This is a genomic window from Burkholderia sp. Ax-1720, assembly GCF_011753035.1.
In the GTDB taxonomy this organism is placed as follows: domain Bacteria; phylum Pseudomonadota; class Gammaproteobacteria; order Burkholderiales; family Burkholderiaceae; genus Burkholderia; species Burkholderia gladioli.
Genome location: NZ_VWWK01000109.1, coordinates 1 through 24,855 on the forward strand (window position 1 = coordinate 1; position 24,855 = coordinate 24,855).

16 protein-coding genes are annotated in these 24,855 nt (G+C 68.6%); 9 read left to right on the top strand and 7 right to left on the bottom strand.

The window, feature by feature from the left end; genetic code table 11:
- Together F3J18_RS25045 and F3J18_RS25050 are read right to left on the bottom strand one after the other, a co-directional pair.
- Window positions 1–2,890 (bottom strand): type I polyketide synthase (locus F3J18_RS25045; protein ID WP_166914781.1); only part of this gene is annotated, 2,890 nt, incomplete at its 3' end.
- Window positions 2,891–2,897: 7 nt separating this feature from the next.
- Window positions 2,898–7,424: a non-ribosomal peptide synthetase gene (locus F3J18_RS25050; protein WP_166914783.1), complete on the bottom strand. Its 4,527-nt coding sequence runs from the start codon at window positions 7,422–7,424 to the stop codon at window positions 2,898–2,900.
- 190 nt (window positions 7,425–7,614) lie between these two features.
- Between F3J18_RS25050 and F3J18_RS25055 the strand changes: the two genes are divergently transcribed.
- Complete coding sequence (locus F3J18_RS25055; RefSeq protein WP_166914785.1) at window positions 7,615–9,678, top strand: M3 family metallopeptidase; 2,064 nt, start codon at window positions 7,615–7,617, stop codon at window positions 9,676–9,678.
- A gap of 200 nt (window positions 9,679–9,878) precedes the next feature.
- Window positions 9,879–11,129, top strand: a complete 1,251-nt coding sequence (locus F3J18_RS25060) for an MFS transporter (RefSeq protein ID WP_166914786.1) — start codon at window positions 9,879–9,881, stop codon at window positions 11,127–11,129.
- A gap of 52 nt (window positions 11,130–11,181) precedes the next feature.
- Here the strand turns inward: F3J18_RS25060 and F3J18_RS25065 are convergent, their stop codons facing one another.
- Window positions 11,182–11,565 (bottom strand): nuclear transport factor 2 family protein, encoded by a 384-nt coding sequence (locus tag F3J18_RS25065; protein WP_166914788.1) that lies wholly within the window; start codon window positions 11,563–11,565, stop codon window positions 11,182–11,184.
- A gap of 594 nt (window positions 11,566–12,159) precedes the next feature.
- Here F3J18_RS25065 and F3J18_RS25070 point away from each other — a divergent pair.
- From F3J18_RS25070 to F3J18_RS25085, 4 genes are all read left to right on the top strand, one after another.
- Window positions 12,160–14,307 carry a glycosyl hydrolase family 28 protein gene (locus F3J18_RS25070; RefSeq protein WP_166914790.1) on the top strand — a complete coding sequence of 716 codons (2,148 nt, stop codon included), beginning with the start codon at window positions 12,160–12,162 and terminating at the stop codon, window positions 14,305–14,307.
- 306 nt (window positions 14,308–14,613) lie between these two features.
- The gene (locus F3J18_RS25075; RefSeq protein WP_166914792.1) at window positions 14,614–15,777 is read left to right on the top strand and encodes an FUSC family protein; all 1,164 of its coding nucleotides are present in this window, start codon (window positions 14,614–14,616) and stop codon (window positions 15,775–15,777) included.
- Window positions 15,778–15,869: 92 nt separating this feature from the next.
- Window positions 15,870–16,766: a class I SAM-dependent methyltransferase gene (locus tag F3J18_RS25080; RefSeq protein WP_166914794.1), complete on the top strand. Its 897-nt coding sequence runs from the start codon at window positions 15,870–15,872 to the stop codon at window positions 16,764–16,766.
- Window positions 16,767–17,668: 902 nt separating this feature from the next.
- Window positions 17,669–18,829, top strand: a complete 1,161-nt coding sequence (locus F3J18_RS25085; protein ID WP_025100356.1) for a hypothetical protein — start codon at window positions 17,669–17,671, stop codon at window positions 18,827–18,829.
- Here F3J18_RS25085 and F3J18_RS25090 read toward each other — a convergent pair.
- From F3J18_RS25090 to F3J18_RS25105, 4 genes are all read right to left on the bottom strand, one after another.
- Window positions 18,813–19,088 (bottom strand): hypothetical protein, encoded by a 276-nt coding sequence (locus F3J18_RS25090; RefSeq protein WP_166914796.1) that lies wholly within the window; start codon window positions 19,086–19,088, stop codon window positions 18,813–18,815. The two genes, F3J18_RS25085 and F3J18_RS25090, sit on opposite strands and share 17 nt — an antisense overlap.
- Before the next feature lie 19 nt (window positions 19,089–19,107).
- The gene (locus F3J18_RS25095) at window positions 19,108–20,292 is read right to left on the bottom strand and encodes a glycoside hydrolase family 64 protein (protein WP_166914797.1); all 1,185 of its coding nucleotides are present in this window, start codon (window positions 20,290–20,292) and stop codon (window positions 19,108–19,110) included.
- Window positions 20,293–20,577: 285 nt separating this feature from the next.
- Window positions 20,578–20,868 carry a hypothetical protein gene (locus F3J18_RS25100; RefSeq protein ID WP_166914800.1) on the bottom strand — a complete coding sequence of 97 codons (291 nt, stop codon included), beginning with the start codon at window positions 20,866–20,868 and terminating at the stop codon, window positions 20,578–20,580.
- A 91-nt stretch (window positions 20,869–20,959) separates the two neighbouring features.
- A complete protein-coding gene (locus F3J18_RS25105; RefSeq protein ID WP_152554472.1) occupies window positions 20,960–21,145 on the bottom strand; it encodes a hypothetical protein in 186 nt (61 codons plus the stop codon).
- Window positions 21,146–21,312: 167 nt separating this feature from the next.
- On the opposite strand from F3J18_RS25105, the gene F3J18_RS25110 reads away from it, so the two are divergent.
- From F3J18_RS25110 to F3J18_RS25120, 3 genes are all read left to right on the top strand, one after another.
- Window positions 21,313–23,397 carry a ferritin-like domain-containing protein gene (locus tag F3J18_RS25110; RefSeq protein WP_166914802.1) on the top strand — a complete coding sequence of 695 codons (2,085 nt, stop codon included), beginning with the start codon at window positions 21,313–21,315 and terminating at the stop codon, window positions 23,395–23,397.
- Between the two features lie 12 nt (window positions 23,398–23,409).
- Window positions 23,410–24,426 (top strand): DUF692 domain-containing protein, encoded by a 1,017-nt coding sequence (locus tag F3J18_RS25115; RefSeq protein ID WP_166914804.1) that lies wholly within the window; start codon window positions 23,410–23,412, stop codon window positions 24,424–24,426.
- Window positions 24,419–24,855 (top strand): DNA-binding domain-containing protein (locus F3J18_RS25120; protein WP_166914806.1); only part of this gene is annotated, 437 nt, incomplete at its 3' end. The genes F3J18_RS25115 and F3J18_RS25120, both read left to right, overlap by 8 nt.

The following is a 24,855-nucleotide window of genomic DNA, read 5'->3' on the forward strand; positions in this document are numbered from 1 at the left end:
CGCGGCGCGCGGATTGGCCCGACCGGGCGGCGTCGGCATGCGCGGCGGCGAACGCGGCGAGGCGGGCCTCGAAGCCGGCGGGGGCCTCGCCCATCACGAAATCGTCGAGCACCGTGACCGGCGCATGGCGCGCCAGCCGTCGCGCGAGCCGGTTGGCGAAGGCACCGCCGTCGCCGATCAGCAGCAGCGGGGCGGCATCGTCCCCGGCGGTCGCGTCATCGGCGCCGGCACGCGCCGGTGCCGCCTCGGCCCATTCGTATTCGTAGAGCCAGGCGTCGAGGTCATCCTGCTTGCGATAGGCCTCGGGCGCCGCGTCCACGGCGGGGCGCGCGGCGGGCGCGTCGATCCAGCAGCGCACCTCGTCGAGCGGATGCGCCGGCAGCGCCACGACCTTGCCGCGCAGCTCGCCGTACAGCGGCCGCCAGTCGATCTCCATCCCGTTGACCCAGCATTGCCCGACCAGCGTGTCGAACCTCGTCGCCTCGGCACCGGGCAGCAAGGTGGGGAACGGCGCGACCTCGGCCGGCAAGGCGCGCGCCAGCGCGTTGACCAGCGACTTGCCCGGCCCGGCCTCCACCCAGGCGCCGAACGGCACCTGTTCGGCCAGCGTGGCCAGGCAGTCGCGGAACCGCACCGTGCCGCGCAGATGGCCGACCCAGTAATCGGGCGTCGCGAAGCGTTCGGGGCGATCGGCCCGTCCGTCGAGATTGGCGGCGATCGGAAAGCGCGGCGGATGCAGCGTGACGCCGTCGAACGCCGCGGCGAATTCCAGGCTGCTGGCCGTCATCAGATGCGAGTGGAAGGCGTGCGAGGTGGGCAGTCGCACGCTCGCCAGCTTGGCGTCGGCGAGCCGCGCGGCCAGCGCGTCGATCGCCGCCTCGCTGCCGCCGAGCACGCACGAGCTCTCGCTGTTGACCGTGCAGAGCGAGATTTCGGGGCCGAGGAACTCGGCCACCCGCGCCTCGTCGCACAGCACCGCGAGCATCGCGCCGCGCGGCGCACGGCTCATGATCCGCGCACGCGCGGCGACGATCCGCACCGCATCGTCGAGCTCGAACACCCCGGCCAGCGTCGCGGCCACGTATTCGCCGAGGCTGTGGCCGGCCGCGGCCGCCACCGGCAGGCCCATCTCGATCAGCAGCATACCGAGCGCGTATTCGAGCGTGAACAGATACGGTTGCAGCACGGCGGTGTCGCGCAGCGCCGCGTCGTCGGCCTCCAGCAGCGCGCGCGGATCGTCGCAACCGGCCGCCACGAAGCCTGCCGAGCAGGCGTCGAACAGTTCGCGGAACCGGCCGCCGCGCGCATGCAGCTCGCGTCCCATGCCGGCGTATTGCGTGCCCTGCCCCGGAAACAGCAGCACGGCCGGCGCATGGCGCCAGTCTGCGCCGGCCGCCAGGCGCACCGGCGAGCCGGCGCCGAACACCAGCGCGCGCCGCTCCGCGTGGTGCGCCCGGAACAACTGCGAGGTGTAGCGCGCGTCGCCCGGCGCCAGCGTGCCGGCCTCGAGCGCGTCCCGGCTGGCTTGCTCGATGCTCTCGAGCGCCTGCGGCGTGCGCGCCGAGAGCAGCAGCGGCCCGTTCGCGACACCGGTGGCCGGGCCGGGCTCGGGCGCCTGCTCGAGGATCACGTGAGCGTTGCTGCCGCCCACCCCGAGCGCGCTGACGGCGGCCCGGCGCGGCGTGCCGGCGGGCTCCGGCCAGGCTTCGGCGCGGGTCGGAATATAGAACGGCGAGCCCGCCAGCGTCAGTTCCGGGTTCGGCGTGCTGAAGCCGGCCAGCGGCGGACGGGTCCGATGCGCCAGGCACAGGGCGGCCTTCAGCACGCCCGCCAGGCCGGCCGCGACGTCGGTGTGGCCGATGTTCGCCTTGACCGAGCCGAGCGCGCAATAAGCCTGTTTGCCTTCGCCGCCGGCTTCGCCGTAGGCGTCGCGCAGCGCGCGGAACTCGATGGGGTCGCCGAGCGTGGTGCCGGTGCCGTGCGTTTCCAGGTAGCCGATGGTGGCCGGGTCGATGCCGCTGCGCTGGTAGGCGCGGCGGATCGCATCGGCCTGCCCGGCCACGCTCGGCGCCGTGTAGCCGGACTTGCGGGCGCCGTCGTTGTTGATCGCCGAACCCCGGATCACGCCGAGGATCGGGTCGCCGTCGCGGCGCGCGTCGGACAGGGCCTTGAGCGCGAGCACCACGGCGCCGTTGGTGAACACGGTGCCGCTCGCGGCCGCGTCGAACGGGCGGCAAATGCCGTCCTTGGCCAGCACGCCGTCGCGCTGGTACAGATAGCCGGCGTGCTGCGGGGCATGGATCGCCGCGGCGCCGACCAGGGCCATCCGGCACTGCCCGGTCAGGATCGCCACGCGCGCATTGTGCAGCGCCAGCAGCGACGACGAGCAGCCGGACTGGATCGACATCGCCGGGCCATGCAGGTCGAGCTTGTAGGCGATGCGGGTGGCGGCGCAATCGCCGCTGTTGCCGAATATCACGTCGGCGAGCGCGAGGCTGCCGGGCGGGTGGCCGCTCAGGTTGTTCAGCAGGTAGTGGGCGAAACCGACCGAGGCGAACACGCCCACCTCGCGGGTGCCGGCCCCTACCGCCTCGAGCAACTGGTGCGCGAGGGTCAGCAGCACGCGCTGCTGCGGATCGATCGCCTGCGCCTCGCGAAACGTGTAGCCGAAGAAGCGATAGTCGAAACGGTCGACGTCGTCGAGCACGCCGGCACGCCGCACGTACTCGGCCCGGGACGACAGCGCCGCGTCGACGCCGGCCTCCCGCAGCGCCGCGTCGGACAGGCTGCTGATGCAGTCCCTGCCCTCGATGATGTTGCGCCAGAAGGCGTCGATGCCGTCGGCGCCCGGCAGCCGCAGCCGGGCGCCGATCAATGCCACCTGTTCCATGGTGTCCTCAGGGTTGCGTGGTGAGCGTGAGCTGCCCGATCGTCATCTCGGGCGCGCGCACGCAATCGAGCAGGATCCGCATCAGTTCGGCTGCGAGATCGTCGATGGCGGCCGCGTCGAGTACGTCGTGGCTGTATTCGAGAAACAGTTCGGTCGAGCTGCCGAAATCGTTGACCTCGAGCGAGAGCTCGAACTTCGATCCGGTCGGCCGCAGCGGGATCTCGTGCACCGGCAGGCCGGCCATCGAGAACGCGTACATCGAGCGGTCGATGAAGTTGAAGAAGGTCTGGAACACCGGCGTGCGGCCCAGCGAGGCCTCGCTCACCAGCCGGCTCGCGACGGCCTCGAACGGCACGTCGGCGTACTCGTAGATCGCGAACAGCTCGCCGGTCACGCGCTCGACGAAGGCGTCGAGCCGCGCGGCGGGATCGAGCGCGATCGGCAGCACCACCGTATTGGTATGCAGGCCGATCTCCTGCAGCGTATCCGGCGTGCGGTTCATGGTGGCGAGACCGACGTTGACGGGCGACTCGCCGCTCGCCTGGTGCAGGGCCAGCGCGTAGGCACCCAGGAACAGCGCCGCCAGCGGGATGCCTCGATCGCGCGAATACCTGCCCAGCGCCTCGCGCAGCGGGGCGTCGATGACGATGGGCCGGCTCTCGCCCGCGAGGCTGCGCATCTCGGGGAACGGCGCGGCATAGGGCAATGCCAGCACGCGGTCGGCGAGTGCGAAGCGCTGGATCAGGGCATCGACGCGCGCCTCGGCCACGGGCTGGCGCGCGGCCGAGGCCGGCGCCACGGGCAGGCTCGCCGCGGCGGGATCGGCCAGCAGCGCCTCGTAGCGGGCGCCGAGTTCGCGCAGGAAGTTGCCGCAGCCGATGCCGTCGATCACGATGTGATGGAACAGCATGAATACCGCGTGGCCGCCGCCCTCGAGCGCGAAGGCATGCGCGCGCCAGAGCGGGCCGCTGCCGAGCGCGAACGGCTCGCGCAACCCGCGCTCCAGCACCGGGCGCAGCGCCGCGAAGCCGATGCGCGGATGGCGCGTGAACAAGGTCCCGGGCGGCAGGGGGACGCAGCGCTTGGCCAGGCCCCGGGCACTCGGTTCGAACACGGCGCGCAGCGACGGTTGCGCCGTCAGCACGTCGCGCAGCGCGCGTTCGAGCAGTTCGAGATCGAGGCCATCCGGGAATCGCAGGCCGACCGGAATGTTGTAGGTTTCCCTGACCACCGACACGCTGTCGAGGAAGTACAGCGCGCGCTCGCTCGCCGACGGCGACAGCGGGGCGTCTTCATGCGCTGCCGGTCCGGCGGCCGTTGCCGGCGTGCCGGGCGCCACCGGTGGAGGTTCCGCGCCGTGGGGCGCCATCGAAGCCGCATCCGGCTGGATGCCGCGCGCATCGGCGTGCCGCGGCGGCACGGCCGCATCGCCGGCCCCGCGCTCGTCCAGGCACGCGGCCAGCGCGAGCACGCTCGAGTGCGTCATGAAGGTTTCCAGGCCGATCTCGACGCCGAAGGCCTTGCGTAGCTGGGCGATGATGCGCACCGCGGACAGCGAGTGGCCGCCGAGCGCGACCAGGGTCGCGTTCGGATCGACCTGCTCGATGCCCAGCACCTGCGCATAGATGTCTTGCAGCGCCGCGGCTCGTGCGTCCAGCGCGAGCGCGCAAGCCGCCTCGCGGGCGTGGGCCGCGCCGGCCGCGGCCGGCGTATCGGCTGCCAGCGCGTCGAGCAGCGCCCTGCGATCGATCTTGCCGTTGGCATTGGTCGGCCAGGCGGCGGCCATCAGGATCCGCGCCGGCACCATATAGGCCGGCAGCCGTGCCGCCAGCGCGCCTAGCAGCGATGCCCCGTCCAGCGGCTCGCCGGCACGCGGCGCCACCCAGGCGACCAGCATCGGCTCGCCGGCCGCCGACGCACTCACCTGCACGATCGCCCGCCCCACTCCCTCCAACATTTCGAGCTGCCGCTCGATCTCGCCCAGTTCGACGCGGAAGCCGCGGATCTTGACTTGCCCGTCCTCGCGGCCGAGAAAATGCAGCGCGTCTTGCGCGTCGCGATAGGCGAAGTCGCCGGTCCGGTAGACGCGGCCCAGGCCCGGCAGCGTGACGAAGCGCTCCGCGCTCAGGTCCTCGCGGCCACGATAGCCGCGTGCCACGCCGTGCCCGCCGATCGCGATCTCGCCGCGGCTGAAGCGCGGCGCCGGCCGGCCCCGCACGTCGAGCAGGTGAATCGTGGTGTTGCCGAGCGGCTCGCCGAGCGTGACCTCGGCCGTCTCGGGGCCGGCCAGGGTCGACCAGATGGTCGCCTCGGTCGGCCCGTAGACGAGCCGCACCGAGGCGCAGGTCTCGCGCAGGAAGCCGAGAATCGATGCATCCACCGGCTCGCCGCCGCACAGCACGTGAAGCCGTGCGCTGCCGCGCCAGCCGCCCGCGCGCAACACGCTGAAGAACGACGGCGTGCCCTGCAGCCAGTCGATGCGCTCGTGTTCGAGCAGGCGCGCGAGCGCGTCGGCATCGAGCCGCACCGGCTCCGGGCAAGCCACCACGGTGCCGCCCGATACCAGCGGCCAGAGCATCTCCAGCAAGGAAATGTCGAAGCCGATGGTGGTGGTCGCCAGGATGCGGTGGCCGGTGCCGGCGGGCAGCCGCGCGCGCATCGCCAGCAGGAAACTCGCGAGGTTGCCCTGCGTGAGTTCGACGCCCTTGGGCGCGCCGGTCGAGCCCGAGGTGTAGATCAGGTAGGCCAGCGCGTCGGGGCTGCCGGCGGCGGCCTGGAACGGCGCGAGTTCGGGCGCGGCGAATACGGCGTCCGACAGCACCAGGGTGGGCGGATCGCCCGCGTCCGCTTCGCCGTCGCGGCAGAGCGCGGCCAGCCCGGCGTCGGCGACGATGCTCGCGCGCCGCGCGGGCGGCAGGTCGAGCGGCAAGGGCACGTAGGTCGCGCCGACCCGCCAGATGCCGAGCAGTGCCGCGAGCAGCGCGGCGCCGCGCGGCATCGCCACGCCGACGCGATCGCCGGGCGCGACGCCTGCCGCCGCGAGGCGATGCGCGACATGGTTGGCCGCCTCGTGCAGCGCACGCGCGGTGACATGCTGGCCCGGCCGGCCCGCGACCAGGCGCGCCGGCTGCGCGAGCAGCGCCGCATCGATCAGTGATGACGCGCAGTCGGACGGCGCCGCATCCGCGAGCCTCGCGTAGCGTTGCGCGAAGGCCGCGTCGTCGCTGAGCGCGAGATCGACGATGCGGCGCTCGGGATGGGCCAGCAACTGCGCCACGATGGTGTCGAAGTCGCGCGCGAACTGGCGCGCGACGGTCTCGCTCAACACCTCGGTGCGATATTCGAGGATCAGGTCGATGCTCTCGTCGCCGTCGTAGAGCAGCGCGAGGTCCTGTTTCGCGGCGCCCGTGAAGCAGGCGAGCTGTCGCGTCGCGATGCCGTCCAGATCGAGCATGTCGAGCTCGAAGCGCGCCGGGATCAGCGCCACGTTCAGGGCGGGCGCGGCGGCGTCGCCGAGCTGGCGCCGCGCGATCCGCATCAGGTCGACCTGCGGGAAATCGGCGATCGGCTTGGTCACCCGGCGCTGCTGCCGCATCTGCTCGAGCAGTGCCGCGGCGGTGAGCTGGTCGTCGATCGCCAGGCAGGCGGGCACGAAATTGATGAAGGAACCGAACATCCGGGCAAGGCCGGCCGCGCGCGTGTCGACCGGATAGGCGATCGACACCGCGTCGAGTTGCAGATAGCGATGCAGCAGCACGCCGAACGCGCTCATCAGCACGATGAAGGGCGTGGTGCGGGTCTGGCGCTGCACCTGTTTCAGATTGACGGGCAAGGTCCAGCGCAGTTGCGCCGCGCCGCTCGCGCCACCCGGTTCGCGCGCGAAGGCGAGCCGGCCGAAATCCACCCCGGTGGGGCGTCCCGCCAGTTGCTCGCGCCAGGCGGACTCGGCACGCTCGTGCTCGCCCGCCATCCAGCGCTCGCGCTCCAGCGCCAGTGCGTCGGCGAACGAGGGGCCGCCCGCGGCGGCGGCCCGATACGCATCGAGATCGCGATAGGCAGCGGACAGATCGGCGAGCAGCATCGCCGCGGAGGCGCCATCCACGCACACGTGATGGATATTGAGCACCAGCCGATAGGCATCGGCACCGGTTCGGATCAACAGGAAACGATGCACCGGCTCGGCCGTCAGATCGAACGGCGCACGCACGCAGGCCTCGATCGCGGCGGCCGTGCGCACGTCGCGCGTGGCCGCATCCAGCTCGGCGAAATCGACTCGCGCGAGCGTGTCTGGCGATGCGGGTGCCGGCGTCTGCCGGGGAATGCCGTCGCGTTCCGCGAAGCGCATGCGGATCGCGGGATGCGCTTCGGCCACGGCCGTGAATGCCTCGGCCAGCCGCTCGACATCGAGCGGGCCGTGGATGTCGAACAACAGCGGATTGTTGTACGCCGGATCGTCCGGCGCGTATTTCCATTGCAGCCACATCGCCATCTGACTGTTCGTCAACGGCAATGCCGGCTCGAGCGCTGAGGGCATGCGACGTTCCTGGAGTGAAGGAGGAAAGGCGGAAGAAAATCGTTCGCTTGATTGCGTGAAACAGCGTAACGCGCATCGTCCTCACCAGAAACTATGAGAACTTATAGGTAGGTTTCGCGCGCCTGGCCATTGCGGCGCGAACGCGGGCCGGTTATGGTTCGCCACCAACCTGTCCGACGGATGCCCGACGATGCTCAATCCCCTGCTCGACCCGCACGCGCTTCCCGATCCCGATGCCATCCTCGACCACCATCTCGGCCCCGCGCTCGACACCTGCATCGCCGCGCTCGACCATGCCGTCGCGCGTGCCCGCGATGCCGGCGAGCCGGCCACCTGGGCCAGCGTCGCGCGCCCGGTGAGCGCGGCCCTCGATGCGCTCGACACGGTGACCGAGCGCATCGAGCACCTGTTGTCGATCCGCGATTCGGCCGAACTGCGCACGGCGTATGGCCAGTCGATCGGCGCCCTGGCCGCCGCGCGTGCCCGGTTTCGCCAGGACGAGGCGCTACTGGCCCGCTATCGCGCGCTGGCCGCGTCGCCGAGCTTCGATGCTCTCTCGCCGGCACGCAAGCGGGTGGTTCGACAACTGATCGACGAGGCGCTCGCGGCGGGATGCGGGCTCGCGCCGCAAGCACGCATTCGACTCAATGCCGTGCGAGAACGCTTGGCAGTGCTATCGAAACGATTCCTGGACAATCTCGGCGATGCGACACGCGCCTACGCCTGCCACATCACGGACCCGGCAGAGCTGGACGGGCTGCCCGAGGCAACCCGCCAGGCCGCTCGCGCGGCAGCCTCGCGCGCGGGCAGCGAGGGCCATCGCCTCACGCTCGACTACGCGATCTACGACGACGTGATGCGCTTCGCGACGCGGCGCACGCTGCGCGAGCGGATGTATCGCGCGCGAACGACGCGTGCCTCGCTGCCCGGCGTCGAGCATGCGAACGGCCAGGCGAGCTGGGACAACGGCCCGGTGATCGGGGAGATCCTCGCGCTGCGCCAGGAGGATGCGCGCCTGCGAGGCCATCGCGACTTCGCCACGGCTTCGCTGGGCCGCATGATGGCCGGCACGCCGCAACACGCTCGCGCCTTCCTCGACGACCTGCACCAACGCAGCCTCGCGCGCGCGAGAGAGGAATGGCAGGCCTTGTGCGAGTCGGCGAGCGAGGCCTTCGGTCTCGCCGAACCGGCACCCGCCGATCTCGCCTTCCTGGCCGAGCGCTTGCGCGCGCGCGAGCACGGCGTGTCGAGCGACGAGGTGCGACGCTATTTTCCCGAGCCGGTGGTGCTGCGCGGCCTGTTCGCGCTGATCTCGCGGCTGTTCGGCATCGCGCTGCGCGAGGAAGCCGGCGTTTCCACCCAACACGGCATCCGGCTGATGCGCGTGGAGGATGTCGACGGCCGGCTGCTCGCTCATTGCCGGCTCGATCTGCATGCCCGCCCGGGCAAGCGCGACGGCGCCTGGTCGGCGAGCGGCCGCGCGCGCGGCCGGCACGACGACGGCAGCCCGCGCACGCCGGTCGCGCATCTGATCTGCAACCTCGCGGCGACGGACGACGCGCCGCCTTGCTTCACGTTCGAGCAGGTCGTCACGCTGTTTCACGAAATGGGCCACTGCCTGCACCACATGCTGACCAGCGTGGACGAGAGTGCCGTGGCCGGCACGCGCGGGGTCGAGTGGGACGCGATCGAGTTTCCGTCGCAATGGCTCGAATACTTCTGCCAGGATCGCGAGGTGGTGGCCTCGCTGAGCGCGCATGTGGACACCGGGGAGCCGCTTCCCGACGCGCTGCTCGATCGCCTGTGCGCCGCGCGGCGCATCGACCGCCATATCGAGCTGGTGCACCAGATCGCGCTGTCGATGCAGGACCTCGCGCTGCATTCGGCCGATGACGAAGCAGCAGGCGCTGCCTGGCAGGCGCGCGCCGCCGCGCTGCACCAGCGTTACGAGGTGGTGCCGCTCGATCCGCTGGCGCACACGCTGCACACCTTCAGCCATGTGTTCGCGGGCCCCTATGCCGCCGCGTACTACAGCTATCTGTGGGCGCGCGTGCTCGCAGCCGACGCCCATGCCGCCTTCGAGGAGGCGCGGGCCGCGGGCGGCGAGGCCGGCCTGCGCGAGGCGGGGCGGCGCTTCCGCCGCGAGATCCTGGAGCCGGGCGGCAGCCGGCCGGCGCTGGCGTCGTTCGTCGCGTTCCGCGGCCGCGCGCCGGACCCCGAGGCCTTGCTGCGCGAACAATACGACACCGCCTGAGTGCGTCTGGCCTCCCCGTGGCCGAGGCTGCATGACGACGGCGTGATGACGGCGTGATGCGCGAAGCGAACGAAAGGCCTCGGCCAGGGCCTAATTCGTGAATTGTTCAGCCAGGCCGTTCATTGTTTTCAAGCCCAGGGGCTTGGTCCGCGAGGGAACTCCGTTTAGCCTCTCGAACTTCCCTTTAGCCTGGCCGCATCATGCAAGTCGATACTCCCCCATATTCCTCCGGCACCGACCCGACCGCGACGTCCCTGCGTCAGTGGCTGGCCGTGATCGCCGTGGCGATCAGCGCCTTCGCCTTCGTGACCTCCGAATTCCTGCCGGTGGGCCTGCTGCCGGCGATCGCCCACGATCTCGGCGTGTCCTCGGGCGTGGCCGGGCTGATGGTGACCACGCCCGGCGTGGTGGCGGCCATCTTCGCGCCGACGCTGATCATCGGCGCCGGCCGCCTGGACCGCCGTTATGCCTTCCTGATGCTCACCGCGGCGCTGCTGGTGGCGAACCTGGTCTGCGCGCTGGCCGGCAATCTCGGTGTGATGCTGGTGGGTCGCGCCCTGCTCGGTGCCGCGCTCGGCGGCTTCTGGACGCTCGCGACGGCGGCGGCCCCGCGCCTCGTGCAGCCCAGGGACACGGCCAAGGCCACCGCCATCATCCTGACCGGCGTGACCTGCGCGACGGTGATCGGCGTGCCGCTGGGCACCTTCATCGCCTCGTTCGCGTCCTGGCGCGCCTCGTTCGCCGTGACGGCGGGCCTGGTCGCGCTGGCGCTGGTGGCGCAGACGGTGCTGGTGCCGTCGCTGCCCTCGGCCTCGGCGCTGCGCATCGCCGATTTCCGCACGCTGCTGGGCCGCTCGCATACGCGTTCGAGCATGCTGATGGTCGCGCTGGTGTTCGGCGCGCATTTCTCGACCTACACCTATATCGCGCCGCTGCTGGAGCAGGACTTCTCAGTCAATGGCCTCACCTTGCTGCTGTTCGGCTTCGGCCTGATCGGCTTCGTCTCCAACGCGCTGATGTCGATGGTGGTGTCGAACCACCTGAAGCGCTCGTCGATGCTGATGATCGTGCTGCTGATGGGCGCGATGGCGGCGATGCTGTTCCTCGAGCATTCGCGGATCGGCGAGACCGCCGGCATCCTGCTCTGGGGCATCGCCTTCGGCGCCCTGCCGCTCTGCTTCAGCGTCTGGATCCAGCGCGCGGCGGCGGACCTGCCGGAAGTGGGTTCGGCGATGTTCGTCAGCATCATCCAGGTCGCCATCGCGGTGGGGTCGGCCGCAGGCGGCACCATCGTCGACCGCGCCGGCGTGCGGGCCGACTTCGTGCCGGGCCTGGCGCTCGCCCTGCTCGGCCTGGTGCTGCTGTATCGGCTCGCCTCGCCGCAGCTTCCCCAGGCGGCGGCCGTCGTCGGCGCCGAGCCGGTGCCGCGCGAGTGCGCCGAGGCGGTCTGATCCGCCTTCCCGTCCCGGCCGCGCCTTGCGTCGGCCGGGGCTTGCCGGTGCCTCAGGCGAGGTTGGTGGAGTGACTGGCGACCAGCAGCCAGGCCCGCGCATCGTTCGCCCTGCTCCACACGGACGTCGCGCTGAGCTGGCGCGCGAGCGTCTGGCCCGATGATTTCACGGTCATCGACACGGCCAGCAGCCGGTTGAGGATCACGACATCGCCCTCGACCACGGCCTGCTCGTCCTTCACGACCTCGACCGAGTGATAGGTGTATTCCGCGCTGGCCAGCGCGGCCAGGTAGGTGTCGCGCGAGTCGACCAGGCCGCTCGAGTGCACGTAGATGAGCCGCGGGTCCAGCAGCGCCGCGATGGCGTCGAGCTCGCCTGCCTGCATCGCGTCGAATCGTTTTCCTTCAAGTGCGCGAACTTCGTCGAGTACGTTCAAGACTGCTCCTGGGGTTGGGGTTGCCGATGCGCTTCGCGCGCCATGCCGCGGACCGCGGCGATCCTCATGCTGGCCGAAAGTGTATCCCGGCGCCCTCGCTCGCCGCGCGAGTCCCCTACTTCGCCTTTTCGCGCTCGCTTCCGCTCGACGTCCGTCTTCCGGGCTGCATGCCGGCTTGCCTTGCCTGTCACGAAAACATAAGACATCAGACAACAAATCTCTTGGATTTGTACCGTGAAGGGATGATGAAGGCTTGGTGCATACCCGTAGGTGCAGTATCCAATCGCCAGAAAAGCGAATGATTTAGAATTAAATTCCCAAATTAAAACAAATATAAGATTGATGTTTTATTTCGAGTGATGCCACCGTATTCGGCACGCGAGTCGTCTCTTCCGGCTCATCATCAGTCATCTTTCATTTATCCAGTTGTCGTTATAGGATGACTGACCATAAAGCGGCTCACACGACGAGCGCGGCCCAGCCCTTCGACGACGCGAATCGAACACCCGGCGATTCGCCGTCCGCCACCCGATACCAAGCCGATACCAACCCGGCATCGTCAATGCACGATGCCCATTCAGGAGACACCCTTCCATGACATCCTCCTCACGGACGCGATGCGCGCGTCTGCTGTGCCTGCTCGCGGCCTCGTTCGCGGCAGCGGCCGCGCTGAGCGCCTGCGGCGGCGACGATTCGAGTCCGCCGGCCACGGCCAGCACGCCACCTGCCGCCAACAGCGTGTTCCAGGTCGGCACCACCACGTTCGACGCCAACCTGCCGGCCGAGCCGAGCCTGCCCACCGACGCGCAGGTCTGCAGCACCCTGGAGGCCGGCAACACGCTGGTCAGCCGTCCGGACGGCTCGCTGCCGCCGGAAGCGGATCCGTCGGTGGCCGGCGTCGGCAAGGCGGTGTCGCCGGCCACGGCCAATCCCGACCAGGCGCGCATCCAGGCCGCGCTCGACGCCTGCGGCGCTTCGGTCGACGCCGAAGTCGGCCCGGCCATCGCGGCCGCCGACGCCTCGGCCACCGCCGCGCAAAAAGCCGCCGCCGTCGCGAACCTCAATATCGCGGGCGCGTCCGGCGAGGAGCTGGCCAAGCCCAGGTACCGGGCCGGCAAGTTCGCGGTACGCCTCGTCGTCAACAGCAGCGGCCCCGGCAACGGCTTCATCAGCGGCCCCCTCACCCTGCCCTCGGGCGTCACGCTGTGGATCGACAAGGGCGTCACGCTGTACGCCTCGCGCGACGTAAAAGCCTATGCGCCGAGCCTCGCCGGCCCCTATTGCGGCAACACGGCGGTCAGCGCGACCAAGGCCGGCAGCTCGTCGAACTGCCTGGCCCTGATCACGGGCACCAACCTCGTCAACTCGGGCGTGGTGGGCGACGGCCGCATCGACGGACGCGGCTACGCGGAAATCGTGACGTCGGACGCGAAATATCCGCTGATGAAGGTCGACCTGAGCTGCTCGAATACCTATGCCGCCTACAAGACCGGCACGGTGGCGCCCGACGGCACCGCCTGCGACAACGGCGGCACGGTGGTCGATTCGAAATCCTCGGTACGCAACATGAGCTGGTGGGACCTGGCCTACCTGGGCAACATGGTGCAGAACGGCACGACGGGCACCGCCTCGCAATCGAACTTCCGGCTGATGGTGTTCAACTACGCGAAGAACCTCACGCTGTATCGCATCACGCTCAACAACAGCCCGAACTTCCACGTGGTGCCGAGCGGCGTGGACGGCCTGACGGTCTGGGGCGTGAAGGTGCAGACGCCGACGCTGGCCGCGTTCGCGAACCCGGCGGGCAACGGCAATCCGCTCTACACCGGGCAGACCTTCGGCGAGGACAACGTCAAGAACACCGACGCCTTCGATCCGGGCTCCGCGTCCAAGCCGACCTCGGTCGCGCTGTCGACGGGCAGCACCACCGCGAGCGCGAGCGGCGCGATCTCGTTCGACGGCTACCTGAAGAACTTCGTGTTCGCCTACAACTACGTGAGCACGGGCGACGACGACATCGCGCTCAAGGGCAGCAACAATCCGGCGCCGGCGGGCTCGGGGCTGTTCGGGGTGGACGGCAACCGCGACGTGCGCTCGGACCGCAAGTGGGGCATCGTGATCGCCCATAACCATATCTACTGGGGGCACGGCATCTCGATCGGCAGCGAGACCAATGCCGGCGTGACCAACGTGCAGGTCTACGACAACGCCTTCCGGGATTCGGAGGAAGGCCTGCGCATCAAGTCGGACTACGCACGCGGCGGCGAGGTGAGCAACATCAACTACTCGAACATCTGCATCCGCGACGCGACCAATGCCCTGTTGTTCACGCCGTACTACAGCACCAAGGCGCTGCCCGCGGGCGGCCCGCTGTATCCGAATTTCCACGACATCTCGATCTCGAACGTGGTGATCTCGGGCACGGCCGGCGTCAAGCTGCAGGGCTTCGAGGCCAATACCGGCGGCTACGGCGAACCGGCCTTCCCGCTGGTGATGACGCTGAGCAACGTGGTGGCCGATTCCCCGAACAGCATCTCGGTGATCGCCTCGGACGCCAGGCTGACGCTGCAGAACGTCAACCTGCCGATCTTCGCCTCGGCCGCCAATCGCGTGGCGGTAAACGGCTCGGCCACGCAGGACCTGGGCTCCAGCAGCGTGCTCGACTGCAGCAAGGCCTTCGTCGACTTCCCCGGCATCGACCAGTCGAACCCGTTCGGCACCACCTGGGCGCCGTCGCTGTGAGCGTTCGATGAAGCGGTGAGCGGATCGCGGATTGGCGGGGTGGACGGCGCCAGACGCATCCCGGGCATCCCGGGCATCGCCCAATTTTGATCGGCTATGATCCGGGAAAACCCGAGCCGCCCGCCGCGAGCCCTACCCTGGGCGCCACGCTGGCGGCCCGGAACACACGCCTGACCAGGCGCCGCCCGCCGCCGGCAACCCCGGCCAAGGCGCGCCGCAGGCTCGTTCAACGCCGGGCCCCTCGCGCCCGGCCATCGCCATGCCGGCCACAAGCCGGTTTGTCGATATGCCCGGATATCGTCGACCATGATCGCCGCCGCCTGCTCACGCGCGCTGACCCGCGCCCGCCTCCAGGATCCCGATTTCACCCGCCTGCGCGCCGCCTCGCGCTCCACGCTCGCCTGCCTGCTGAGCGCCGGCCTCGGCGTCGGCTGGGCGCTCCACCACCAGATGATGCCGACCGTCGCCGTGCCGGGCGCCCTGTTCGCGATGATCGCCCCGCTGTTCCTGCGCGAGCCGCGCTGGTCGGGCTGGCTGGTCTCGCTGGTCACCCTTTGCCTCTGCGCCGGCGCGTCCCTCGCTGCCGCGGCGGCGCTCGCCCCCTATCCCGCGCTGCGCATCGCGGGTTCGCTGGCGGTGGTCTTCGTCGGGCTGCTGTGCCAGACGCTGGGCGCACGCGCGGTCGGCGCCGGCCTGCTCGGCCTGGTCAGCTTCTATCTGGGCCTCTATCTGCACCCGTCCGGCGCGCTGCTGGTCGAGATGCTGGGGATCATGACGCTCGCCGCGGGGATCGTGACCCTGGTCGGGCGCATCCTCGTTCCGGTCGCGCCAGGTGGTCCGGCGGAGGCGATCCAGCCACTGGGCCACGGCATCGAGGCCGGCACCGGCTGGCGCCGGGCCCTGCATCGCCTGGCCGAGCTCGTCGTCAGCGGACGGCTCACCGGGAAGCCGCTCGGCCCCTCGCTCGCCCATCGCCTGCACCGCCTGGCATGGCGCCCGGCGCTGGTGGCGACCGCCGCCGCCCTGCTCGCCATGCTGGCGGGCGGCAGCCTGTCGGCGGACCGTTCGATGTGGGCGGTGATCAGCACCTTCGTCGTCTTTCTCGGCACCACCTCGCGCCAGGGCACGCGCGTGCGCGTCTTCAAGCGGATCGCCGGAACCCTGGCCGGCGCCGCGGCCAGCGTGCTGTGCGTGAACTGGTGCGGGCACCAGCCCTGGCTGCTGATCGCCGCGATGGCCTTGTCGGTGTTCGGCTGGGCGTACCACATCCTGCACGCCTATACGCGCGGCGTGTTCTTCATCACCACGCTGGTGGGGCTGGTCTATGGCCAGCTCGGTTTCGCCATCCTGCCGCTGGCGCGGCTGCGCATCGAGGAAGTCCTGGCGGGTTGCCTGGTCTCGCTCGCCCTGGCGCTGTGGCTGATGCCCTCGGCGGTCGGGCAGGCTCCCGCCGTGCCGCAGCGGCACTGAACCGGAACGCCCGCGGGCGCCAAGACCGGGATCGGGCAGATTGTCGGGCAAGCGCGTATCGTGTCGCCTACCCGTCACTGCGCCGATCGACCATGACCCTCTCCTCCCGCGCTCCCAAGCTTTCCACCGTCCCACGCTTCGCGGCGGCATCGATCGCCGCCGCGCTGATCGCGCTCGGCCTGGGCGCCTGCGCGCAGCCGCCCGCGGCGAACGCCGGCGCCGTGGATACGGCGGCCACCGTGCCGCCCGCCGTGTCGCTCGACGCCGCGATCGCCGGCACCCAGCGCAGCGATGCCGCGCGCGCCCGCGACCGCTATCGCCACCCGGGCGCGACGCTGCGCTTCTTCGGCCTGGATGCCGATCAAACGGTGCTGGAGATCGCGCCGGGCGGCGGCTGGTACACCGATATCCTCGCGCCCGTGCTGCGCGGCAAGGGGCGCCTGTACGAGGCCGAATACATCGGCCCCGCGCCCGAGCCCGAAGCCGAGCGCCGGGGCGATCTCGCCTATGCGCGCAAGCTGGCCGCGCATCCGGAAATCTACGGCCCGGTGGCGATCGGCAACCTGCGGGACGGCCGCTTCTCCGGCTTCGACGCGCAAGGGCATGTCGATACCGTGCTCACCTTCCGCAATATCCACAACTGGATCAAGGACGGCCAGATCGACGCGAACCTGCGCGCCTTTTACGACGCCTTGAAGCCCGGCGGCGTGCTGGGTGTGGAGGAGCATCGCGCCCGCCCGGGAACGTCCCTGCAGCGCATGATCGATTCGGGTTACGTGACCGAGGCCTACGTGATCGAGCATGCCCGGGCCGCCGGCTTCGTGCTGGCCGGGCGCAGCGAGATCAACGCCAACCCGCGCGACACCACCGATCATCCGCACGGCGTCTGGTCCTTGCCGCCGACCTACGCGGGCGGCGACACCGATCGCGCGCAATACGCGGAGATCGGCGAATCGGATCGCATGACGCTGAAGTTCGTGAAGCCGTAAGGGCAACGCATCGCCGGGAACCGGCCGGCCGGGCCCCCGCGCCCGGCCCCTTGCGCGCGCGGGCCTATCCGGCGCCTTTCATTTCCCCATCCGCCTGCCGACAATTGGATTCGCATTATCGCCAGATCGATCGGCAATCTTGAATGAAGCCGCGATTCGTTCCATTTTCATTGGGATTCTCGCGGAATTTTTACATCCGCATATCGGCCGAATTCGACAAATATTACCGCCGGCAAAACATTTTAGAAGCCATCAAAAAAAGTTTGACTTACGAAATATTTCACGGCACTCTGCTTGCCAATCGAGGTGTTGCGGATTAATTGTTGCAATTCCGACAAATAGCCGACAATCGCATGTAAATAGAATTACTCGATGGAGAGGGCCGCTTCCGATGTTTTCAAACGCCTGTCGATACACGCTGCGCCGGTAAGCCACGGCCCAGCGGGGCGGTATTCCGCCCGATCGGCCGCATGTGCCGAATCCGCCGAATCCGCGATTCAACGATTTCCGTCGATTGTTTTCGGCGCCGCATTTGCACGCCTTGAATCGATCGGCCGAATTGGATGAATTGAATCCTGATTGAAAATGATTTTCGACAATCGATATTGTCGAGGGGCTTTGTTTTTTTCAATAAAAGCCCGATTCAGCAATTACCGAATTACCGATTGGTCTCGCGGGAGACGGGCCGTGACGGCCCGACGAGGGGGGTACTCTCGTCGAATCCATGTGAAGCCATCGAAAAAGAACTTCGCCGCTCAGGCAAGTGGTCCACGGCAGGCATTCCACCATCCGTCCTGCCGCGGATTGTCGTTCGAGAAGTCGTGGCCCGGGCCCACAAGGCCCGAACCCAACACACCTAGCTTCCACTGGAGATACAGATGCGATCGAGGACATGGCTTGACATGCAATACGTGGTTCGCGCAACGCTGCTGACGAGCGCGGCCGTCTTGATCGGCGCGGTGCCGGTCTCGTCCGCCTACGCGGGACAGGCCGCCAATGCGTTCGTCGACCAGGCGCAGGTCCAGGCCGACACGGCGGCGCAGGCATCGTGGCGCGAGAACGTCCGGCAATCGGCGCCGCGCGGCGAAGGCTGCTATCACGCGTCCTATCCCAACCTCAAATGGGACAAGGTGGCCTGCGGCCCGGTATCGGGTTATCACTCCTCGCGTCGCAGCAGCGCCGCGCGGCTGGGCGAGCAGAAGCTGCGCAGCAGCGGCCAGCAGGTGGTGGGCAACGGTTTCGACTACGCGATCCAGGCGCCCGGCGGCCAGCTGATCAGCGAGGTGGTGGGCAGCTTCCCGACGGTCAGCGGCGTGACATCGGAAAAAGGCGCCAACGTGCCGTTCGGCTCGAGCGAAAGCGACGGCATCACCGGCGCGAACCAGTACACGCTGCAGCTCAACACCAATTTCGTCGACCAGTCGGCCGCCTGTAACGGCTTCTCGGGCTGCCTGGCCTGGCAGCAATACATCCTGGTCTCGGACGACGTGAATTCGGCCGGCACGGCGCTGACCGGCACCTCCGACGTGTTCATCCAGACCTGGCTCGAGAACTACGGCCAGGACGTGGACGGCGGCAACACCAACATCTGCCCGAGCGGCTACATCGACGCCGGTGCCGACCAGAGCGGCCAGGGCGACGACTGCTTCCGCAACAGCCCGTCGGTGGTGGTCGCCAAGCAGATCCCGATCACGCAACTGGCCAGCCTGAAGCTCGCGGGCACGGCGACGGCCAACGGCACCGACACGGCCACCGTCACCTTCGGCACGCAGGCCTTCAGCTCCTCGGTGCGCGACAGCGTCTCCGATATCGCCAACGGCTGGACCCAGGCCGAGTTCAACATCGTCGGCAACGCCGGCGGCTCGCGCGCCGACTTCAACAAGGGCGCCTCGGTCACCGTCAAGCTGGCCGTCACCGACGGCTCCTCGGCCGCGCCGAGCTGCATCGGCCCGAACAACGGCGGCAGCACCGGCGAGACCAACAACCTGAGCCTCGGCAAGTGCACGGCCTCGGCCGGCTCGGGTTCGAGCTCGCCGGCGATCCAGTTCACGGAATCGGATTGATCGCCTGGATGTCTCGATGAAATGAGGCAAGCGCCGGGAACAGGCATGTTCCCGGCGCTTGCTCGTTGATCAGGGTGCCGACCTGCTCGTATTCACTCTGCGCTTGCGGCCATTCCTCGGTCGCGCAATTCAGTGGCATGGTCTTCGCGCTGGTGCGCCCCTGGCCTGTGAAGCGGAAGCGGGACTCGCGCCAGGCCGGGTCGGTGGCGAGGTAGCAGGCCTCGTCGTTGACATGGCGGCCGCTTCGAGCGGCCGCCATCGATCGGATCAGGCCAGGCTTACCAGCCCACGGTGACCGTCGCCACGGTCGGGTTGGTGCCGACCAGCGAGGAGCTGAAGCCGCCCACGTCGTCGTAGGAGAAGCCGTAGCTCAGGTTGTTGATGGCATGCGCATGCCAGAACTGCGCATACGAGTTGGTTGGCTGCGAGGCATAAAAGGCGCTCGGGCTGGTCCACAGCGCCGCGTTCTCGGCGACATGGCGGTTGATCGCCGCGCTGACCTGCGCCTGGATCTGCAACTGCTTGGCGGTGGGCACGCCCGGCGCCGCGTTCGAGGCGTCGTTGAACACGCCATTGCCGAGCAGCACCTCGCTGGTGGTCGGCTTGTGGTTGATGTAGTAGGTGCCCTGCCCGTCGGTGAACTGGAACTGCCCGTTCACCACATGGCCGCTGAAGGTGCCTTGCGCGTCGGTGAAGGTGAGGGTCTGGGTGCTGTACAGGTTCCAGATCGACTGGATGTAGCTGTCCAGGTAGTTGGCGTTCGCACCGCCCGCCTTGAAGCTGCCGTGCGCGGGCGCGACGATCCGGTACGGCGCCTGGCTCAGGCCCTGGAACGGCGCCGGCACCTGGTTCTGGTAGGCCTGGAACAGCGCCGCGCGCGATTCGGTCTCGCCCACCGTCTGGTCGAAGCCGCCCTGGCCCTGCAGGCGCAGCCGCAGCGGGAAGCCGAACTGATCGACCCGCGTGGTATTGCCGAAGAAATTGGCGCCGTTGCTGTCGAATTCGACGAAATCGAATACCACGTCGATATTCGGATCGGTCGGATTCTCGATATTGGGACCGGTATAACCGGTGGCGGGATTACCGACCGCCTGCAGATACAGGGTGCTGCCCACCGTCAGATACAGGCGCGCGGAGGTGATGGCCGCCACCGTCACCGACTTGCATTGCGAAAAGGGAATCGAGTAATTCGCGTAACCGATGCCGTTCTTGGTTTGCGCGGAATTGTCGTTCGAACTCATCGGAATCAGGTTGCCGGCGCAATTCACATGCACATAGGCATTGTTGTGCGCCGGGTCCATGCCCACCAGGGTCCAGTACACCTTGCTGTCCGGGTAGGCGCCGTTGGTGCCGTTGACCAGGTTGAAGGTGGTGCCGGCAGCCATCGCCTGCGACGCCGTCACGCCGCCGAACAACAACGCGGCCAGCAGCTTGGCCACTAATTGGGATTTTACTTTTTTCATCTCTTTCTCCGTATTGGTGACAACAGGATAAAGAGCGGCCGAGAATGTCTTTTTGATATACCCCTGCGCTACCGCGGCTCGCCGCTCAATGCTCAGGATGTGAAAACTGAAACGAAGACTGATCAATAAATGGCAACAGCCATTGAATGGCTCATCGATTAAGCCGCCGGCGATATGAACATAGGCCCGATGCCTTGTCAAACGGCTTGTTTAATTGTTTTCAGGCGGGCGGATATTCGGCTTGTTTCGGGAAAATCGATAAACAGGCCGCGCGCCGGCCGGCGTTCAGGCAAACAGCCCCAGCAGGCTCGCGAAGCCGGTCAGCAGGACCGACACCGCGGTCCATTGCGCGGCGCGCTGGTTGAGCCGGGCCGAGACGTCGGCGGCCTGCAGCAGGCCGACCAGCCAGCCCGCCTGCGACTGCAAGGCGTCGACCGGTTCGAACCCGCCCTCGTGTTTGCTCCAGGCGGGATCGACTCCCGCCTCGCTGGCGCGATACCACCAGAAGGCGGCAATCATGCCGGCGGCGAAACCGGCCAGCGTGAGGCACAGCACGGCGATGCGCAGCGGATTCATGGGCGAGCTCCGGGGCGGGATGTTTCGCGATCGACTCATGGACAACCCGAATCGACAACGGGCCTGTCATGGCGATTAAGCAATCGATAATTCAATAGGCAGCAGGATAATAGTCGATAAGCATTCCGTTAAAACCAGCCGCTGTAAAAATGTCACACAAATTGATATTTTCTGCTGTAGTCTTGCGCTTGCCATCGCGCTGGACGGAGACCACCAGCCAGTAAATCAGCCGATCGGCAATCGATTTTCCGGGATTTTCAGCTGCCGGCGCATTCATCGCGAATGCGCGCCCGCGGCATGATTTCGTCGAATCGAAAACAAGCTTCCGGATCGAGCACGGGTGAAGTCGGCCAATATGGCCTGCCGGCCGGAAGATTTCAAAAAATGCAGTCCGTCTTTTCCGTATTCGGGAAAGCATGGATCAAGTCCCCCATCGAGGCCTGTATGGATACGCCGGTGCACGTTTCAGGCAGCATTCCCCAGAACCCGCCCCTCATCAGCGATCGCGACCTGTCCCATCTCGCCGCCGACCAGGCCGCCCTGCGCGCGCTGGTCCAGGCGGCGGTGAACGTCGAGTTGTTCACCGTCCCGATCTACATGTGCGCGATGAAGTCGATCCAGGGCACGCATGCGATCAACGCCAAGGACATCTCCTACTACCAGGGACGCGTCTGGCCGGGCCGCTCGATCGGCCAGATCCCGGCGGCACCGCCCGTCGAGCTGGCGAACCAGACCGCCTACAACCTGCTGTTCTCGGTGTTCATCGACGAGATGCTGCACCTGCAGATGGCGGCCAACCTGTGCTCGGCGCTGGGCGTCAAGCCGAACTTCAACAGCCCGGCCCTGCAGGACGAGCAATACAACTGGATCTGCTACGGCCCGGACAAGACGGTGATCCCGCACATCATCGATCTCAGGGACCTCAAGCCGAACCCGGTGAACCCGGTTCCCGCCGCGGTCGATCTCACCGCGCTGACGCCCTCGCAGACGGCGCTGTTCGAGATCATCGAGCAGGATCACGCCACCGCGCTGGCCAGCATCAAGCCCTCGACCGGCTATTTCCCGGCCGTCCCGTTCGACGGCTGGACCGCGCAGAGCACCGAGGTCGACCTGCCGATGTTCGGCACCATCGGCTGGATGTACTACTGCCTGCTGCAGTACACCAACATCGCCTATACCGACGGCCAGACGCTGTGGGAGAAGTGCTTCGCGGGCGCGGTCGGCCAGCGCGACCTGTTCAACAGCAAGAGCTCGGGCCACCCGATGGCCGAGTATCCCGGCATGCCGTCGCAGATCACCTTCACGGGCGCGCTCGACGCCCACATCCAGGCGATGCTGATGATGTGGGCCATCTGCGACCAGGGCGAAGGCGGCATCGACTGGGACACCATCCAGGCCTTCATCGGCAAGGTCCAGCGGCGCATGGCGCTGGCCGCGGCCAATGCCAACGTGCTGGTGCAGTTCCAGCCGAGCCAGCCGGCCCTGGAAGCCGACTACCCGTCCTACAGCGATACCGGCACGCAGGAGCCGCATAGCGACGACGCCACGGCGCGCGTGCCGAACGGCACGCTCAACCACTTCGAGCGCTTCCACAAGATCGCCGAGCAGCTCGGCAGCCTGCGGACCTGGCAGCACTGGCACCAGGCCGGCAATAGCTGGTCGGCCTCGATGCTGACCACGGCCGACTACGATCCGGCCAAGGCGCCCACCAATATCCCCACGCCCGAGGCGGTCGCCACGGCGCTCAACGAGCTGAAGACCGGCATGCCGAGCGCCACGCTCGACAACGTGGTGCAGGGCGCGCTGGCCGGCATCACCACGGTGCTGTCGAGCTCCTGGGGCGACACCACGGTCCAGTTCCCGTTCCCGTCGATGGTCGGCTCGGGCGACCGGATGGCGCTGTACTGGGCCGTGTACGGCAGCGCGCCGAGCCTGCGCGAGGCGAGCGCCTCGTCGGGCACCGGCACCCAGGGCGAGGCCCTGATGCATGCCTGCCAGTCGCTCGCGCTCGACGGCTCCGGCGGCGATTGCGCGGCGCAGGCGGTCTATCACAGCTGCAAGGGCTCGAACCATTGCGCCACGCAAGGCGGATGCGGCTTCGTCCAGTCGGTCAGCGGCGGCGGCAATTGCTCGCAATCGGCAGGCTCGGCGGGCAGTTGCGGCCATCCCTCGACCATGGCTTCCGGCAAGGGCGGCTGCGGGGCGCCCACGCTGTACAGCGCGCCGGCCGACAACCGCTGCAACGGCTTCGGCGGCTGCGCGGTGCCGATCTCGGCCTCGCAGCTCTACCCGAGCAGCGGCACCATGCAGTTGTTCGACTTCAAGGCCGACGGCACGCCCGAGCCGCTCACCAGCACCCAGGGCGATGCGACCGTGATCGTCACGCTCGACTTCGCGGTCGGCGATTCGGTCTACGACGTCGCCTGGGGCGCGCTGGAGAAGGTCTGGGCGCATCGCAACCCGGGCCAGCCGGCGCCGGCCAAGCCCTTGCCGACCACGCTGCGCATCGCCCTGCCGCCGTCGACCTGATCGGAGCCTCGCATGTCCGTCACCGTCACCCCTGACGGCCGCGGCCCGCGGGCGCTGCCCTCGGGCCGGGATGCGGCGAGCGCCGCGTCCCGGCCGGGGCGGCCGCCCCGCCTGGGCCTGCCCGATCTCGGCTTCGGCGTCGGGCTGCGCCCGCAGCACCTGCCGGCGATCCTCGCCGACGGCCCGCGCGTCGACTGGTTCGAGATCATTTCCGAAAACTACTTCGAGGACGCCGGCTACCAGCGCGCGATGCTCGACCGGATCGCCGCCGAGGTGCCGATCGTGATGCACGGCGTGTCCCTGTCGATCGGCTCGGACGCGCCGCTCGACACGGCCTACCTGGGCCAGCTGCGGCGCCTGATGGAGGAGCTGCGCGCGGCCTGGGTTTCCGATCATCTGTGCTGGACCGGCCTGGGCTCGCACAATTCGCACGACCTGCTGCCGCTGCCGCTCAACCCGGCCTCGCTCGACCACGTCGCCGCGCGCGTCGATGCCGTGCAGCAGGTGCTGGGGCGCGCGCTGGTGCTCGAGAATCCGTCGAGCTACGTGCAGTTCCAGGCCTCGACGATGCCCGAATGCGAATTCCTGGCGCGGCTGGCCGAACGCACCGGCTGCGGGCTGCTGCTCGACGTCAACAATGTCTTCGTCAGCGCCTTCAATCACGGCTTCGATGCGGAGGCCTACCTGCGCGCGCTGCCGCCCGAGCACATCGTGCAACTGCACCTGGCCGGCCACACGCGATGCGGCGACTGCCTGGTCGACACGCACGACCAGCCGGTGCCGCCCGCCATCTGGGATCTGTATCGCCTGGCCCAGCAATTGACGGGCGGCGTCTCGACCCTGCTCGAATGGGACGCGAACCTGCCCGACTACGAGGGCCTGCTGGCCGAGCTCGACAAGGCGCGTCGCGCGGCTCGCGGCGAGGCAACAACAGCGCTTGCCGACGCGGCGCCGCAAACCGTGGAGACGAGCGAAATGGCGCTCTCCACCCCGCTCCACTATCTGGTGCCGGAGGCGATCGATGGATGACACGCTGTTGGCCGCCGAACTCGACCTGCCCGCGATCCAGCACTGGATGCAGGCCGCCACCACGCATCCCGGCGGGCTCGGCGCCGGGCTCGCGCAGGCCCGGGCGCTGCATGGCGCCGGCATCGAGCGCGTGATCGCCACGGCCGCCGGCGTCGACCCGCGCGCGCGGCTGGCGGTCTACGCGGACGGCTACTGGATGCGCCTGATCGCCTGCCTCGAGGCGGAATTCCCGGCCCTGCTGCGCCTGCTGGGCCCCTCGCTGTTTCGCTTCTTCGCGCGCGCCTACCTGGCCCGGCATCCCTCGCGCTCGCCGACGCTGCACACGCTGGGCGCCGAATTCCCGGCCTTCCTGCTGCGCTCGCAGCGCCGCATGGCGAACGGGCCGCGCCCGGCCATGCAGAGCTTCGCGCTGGCGCTGGCGACGCTGGA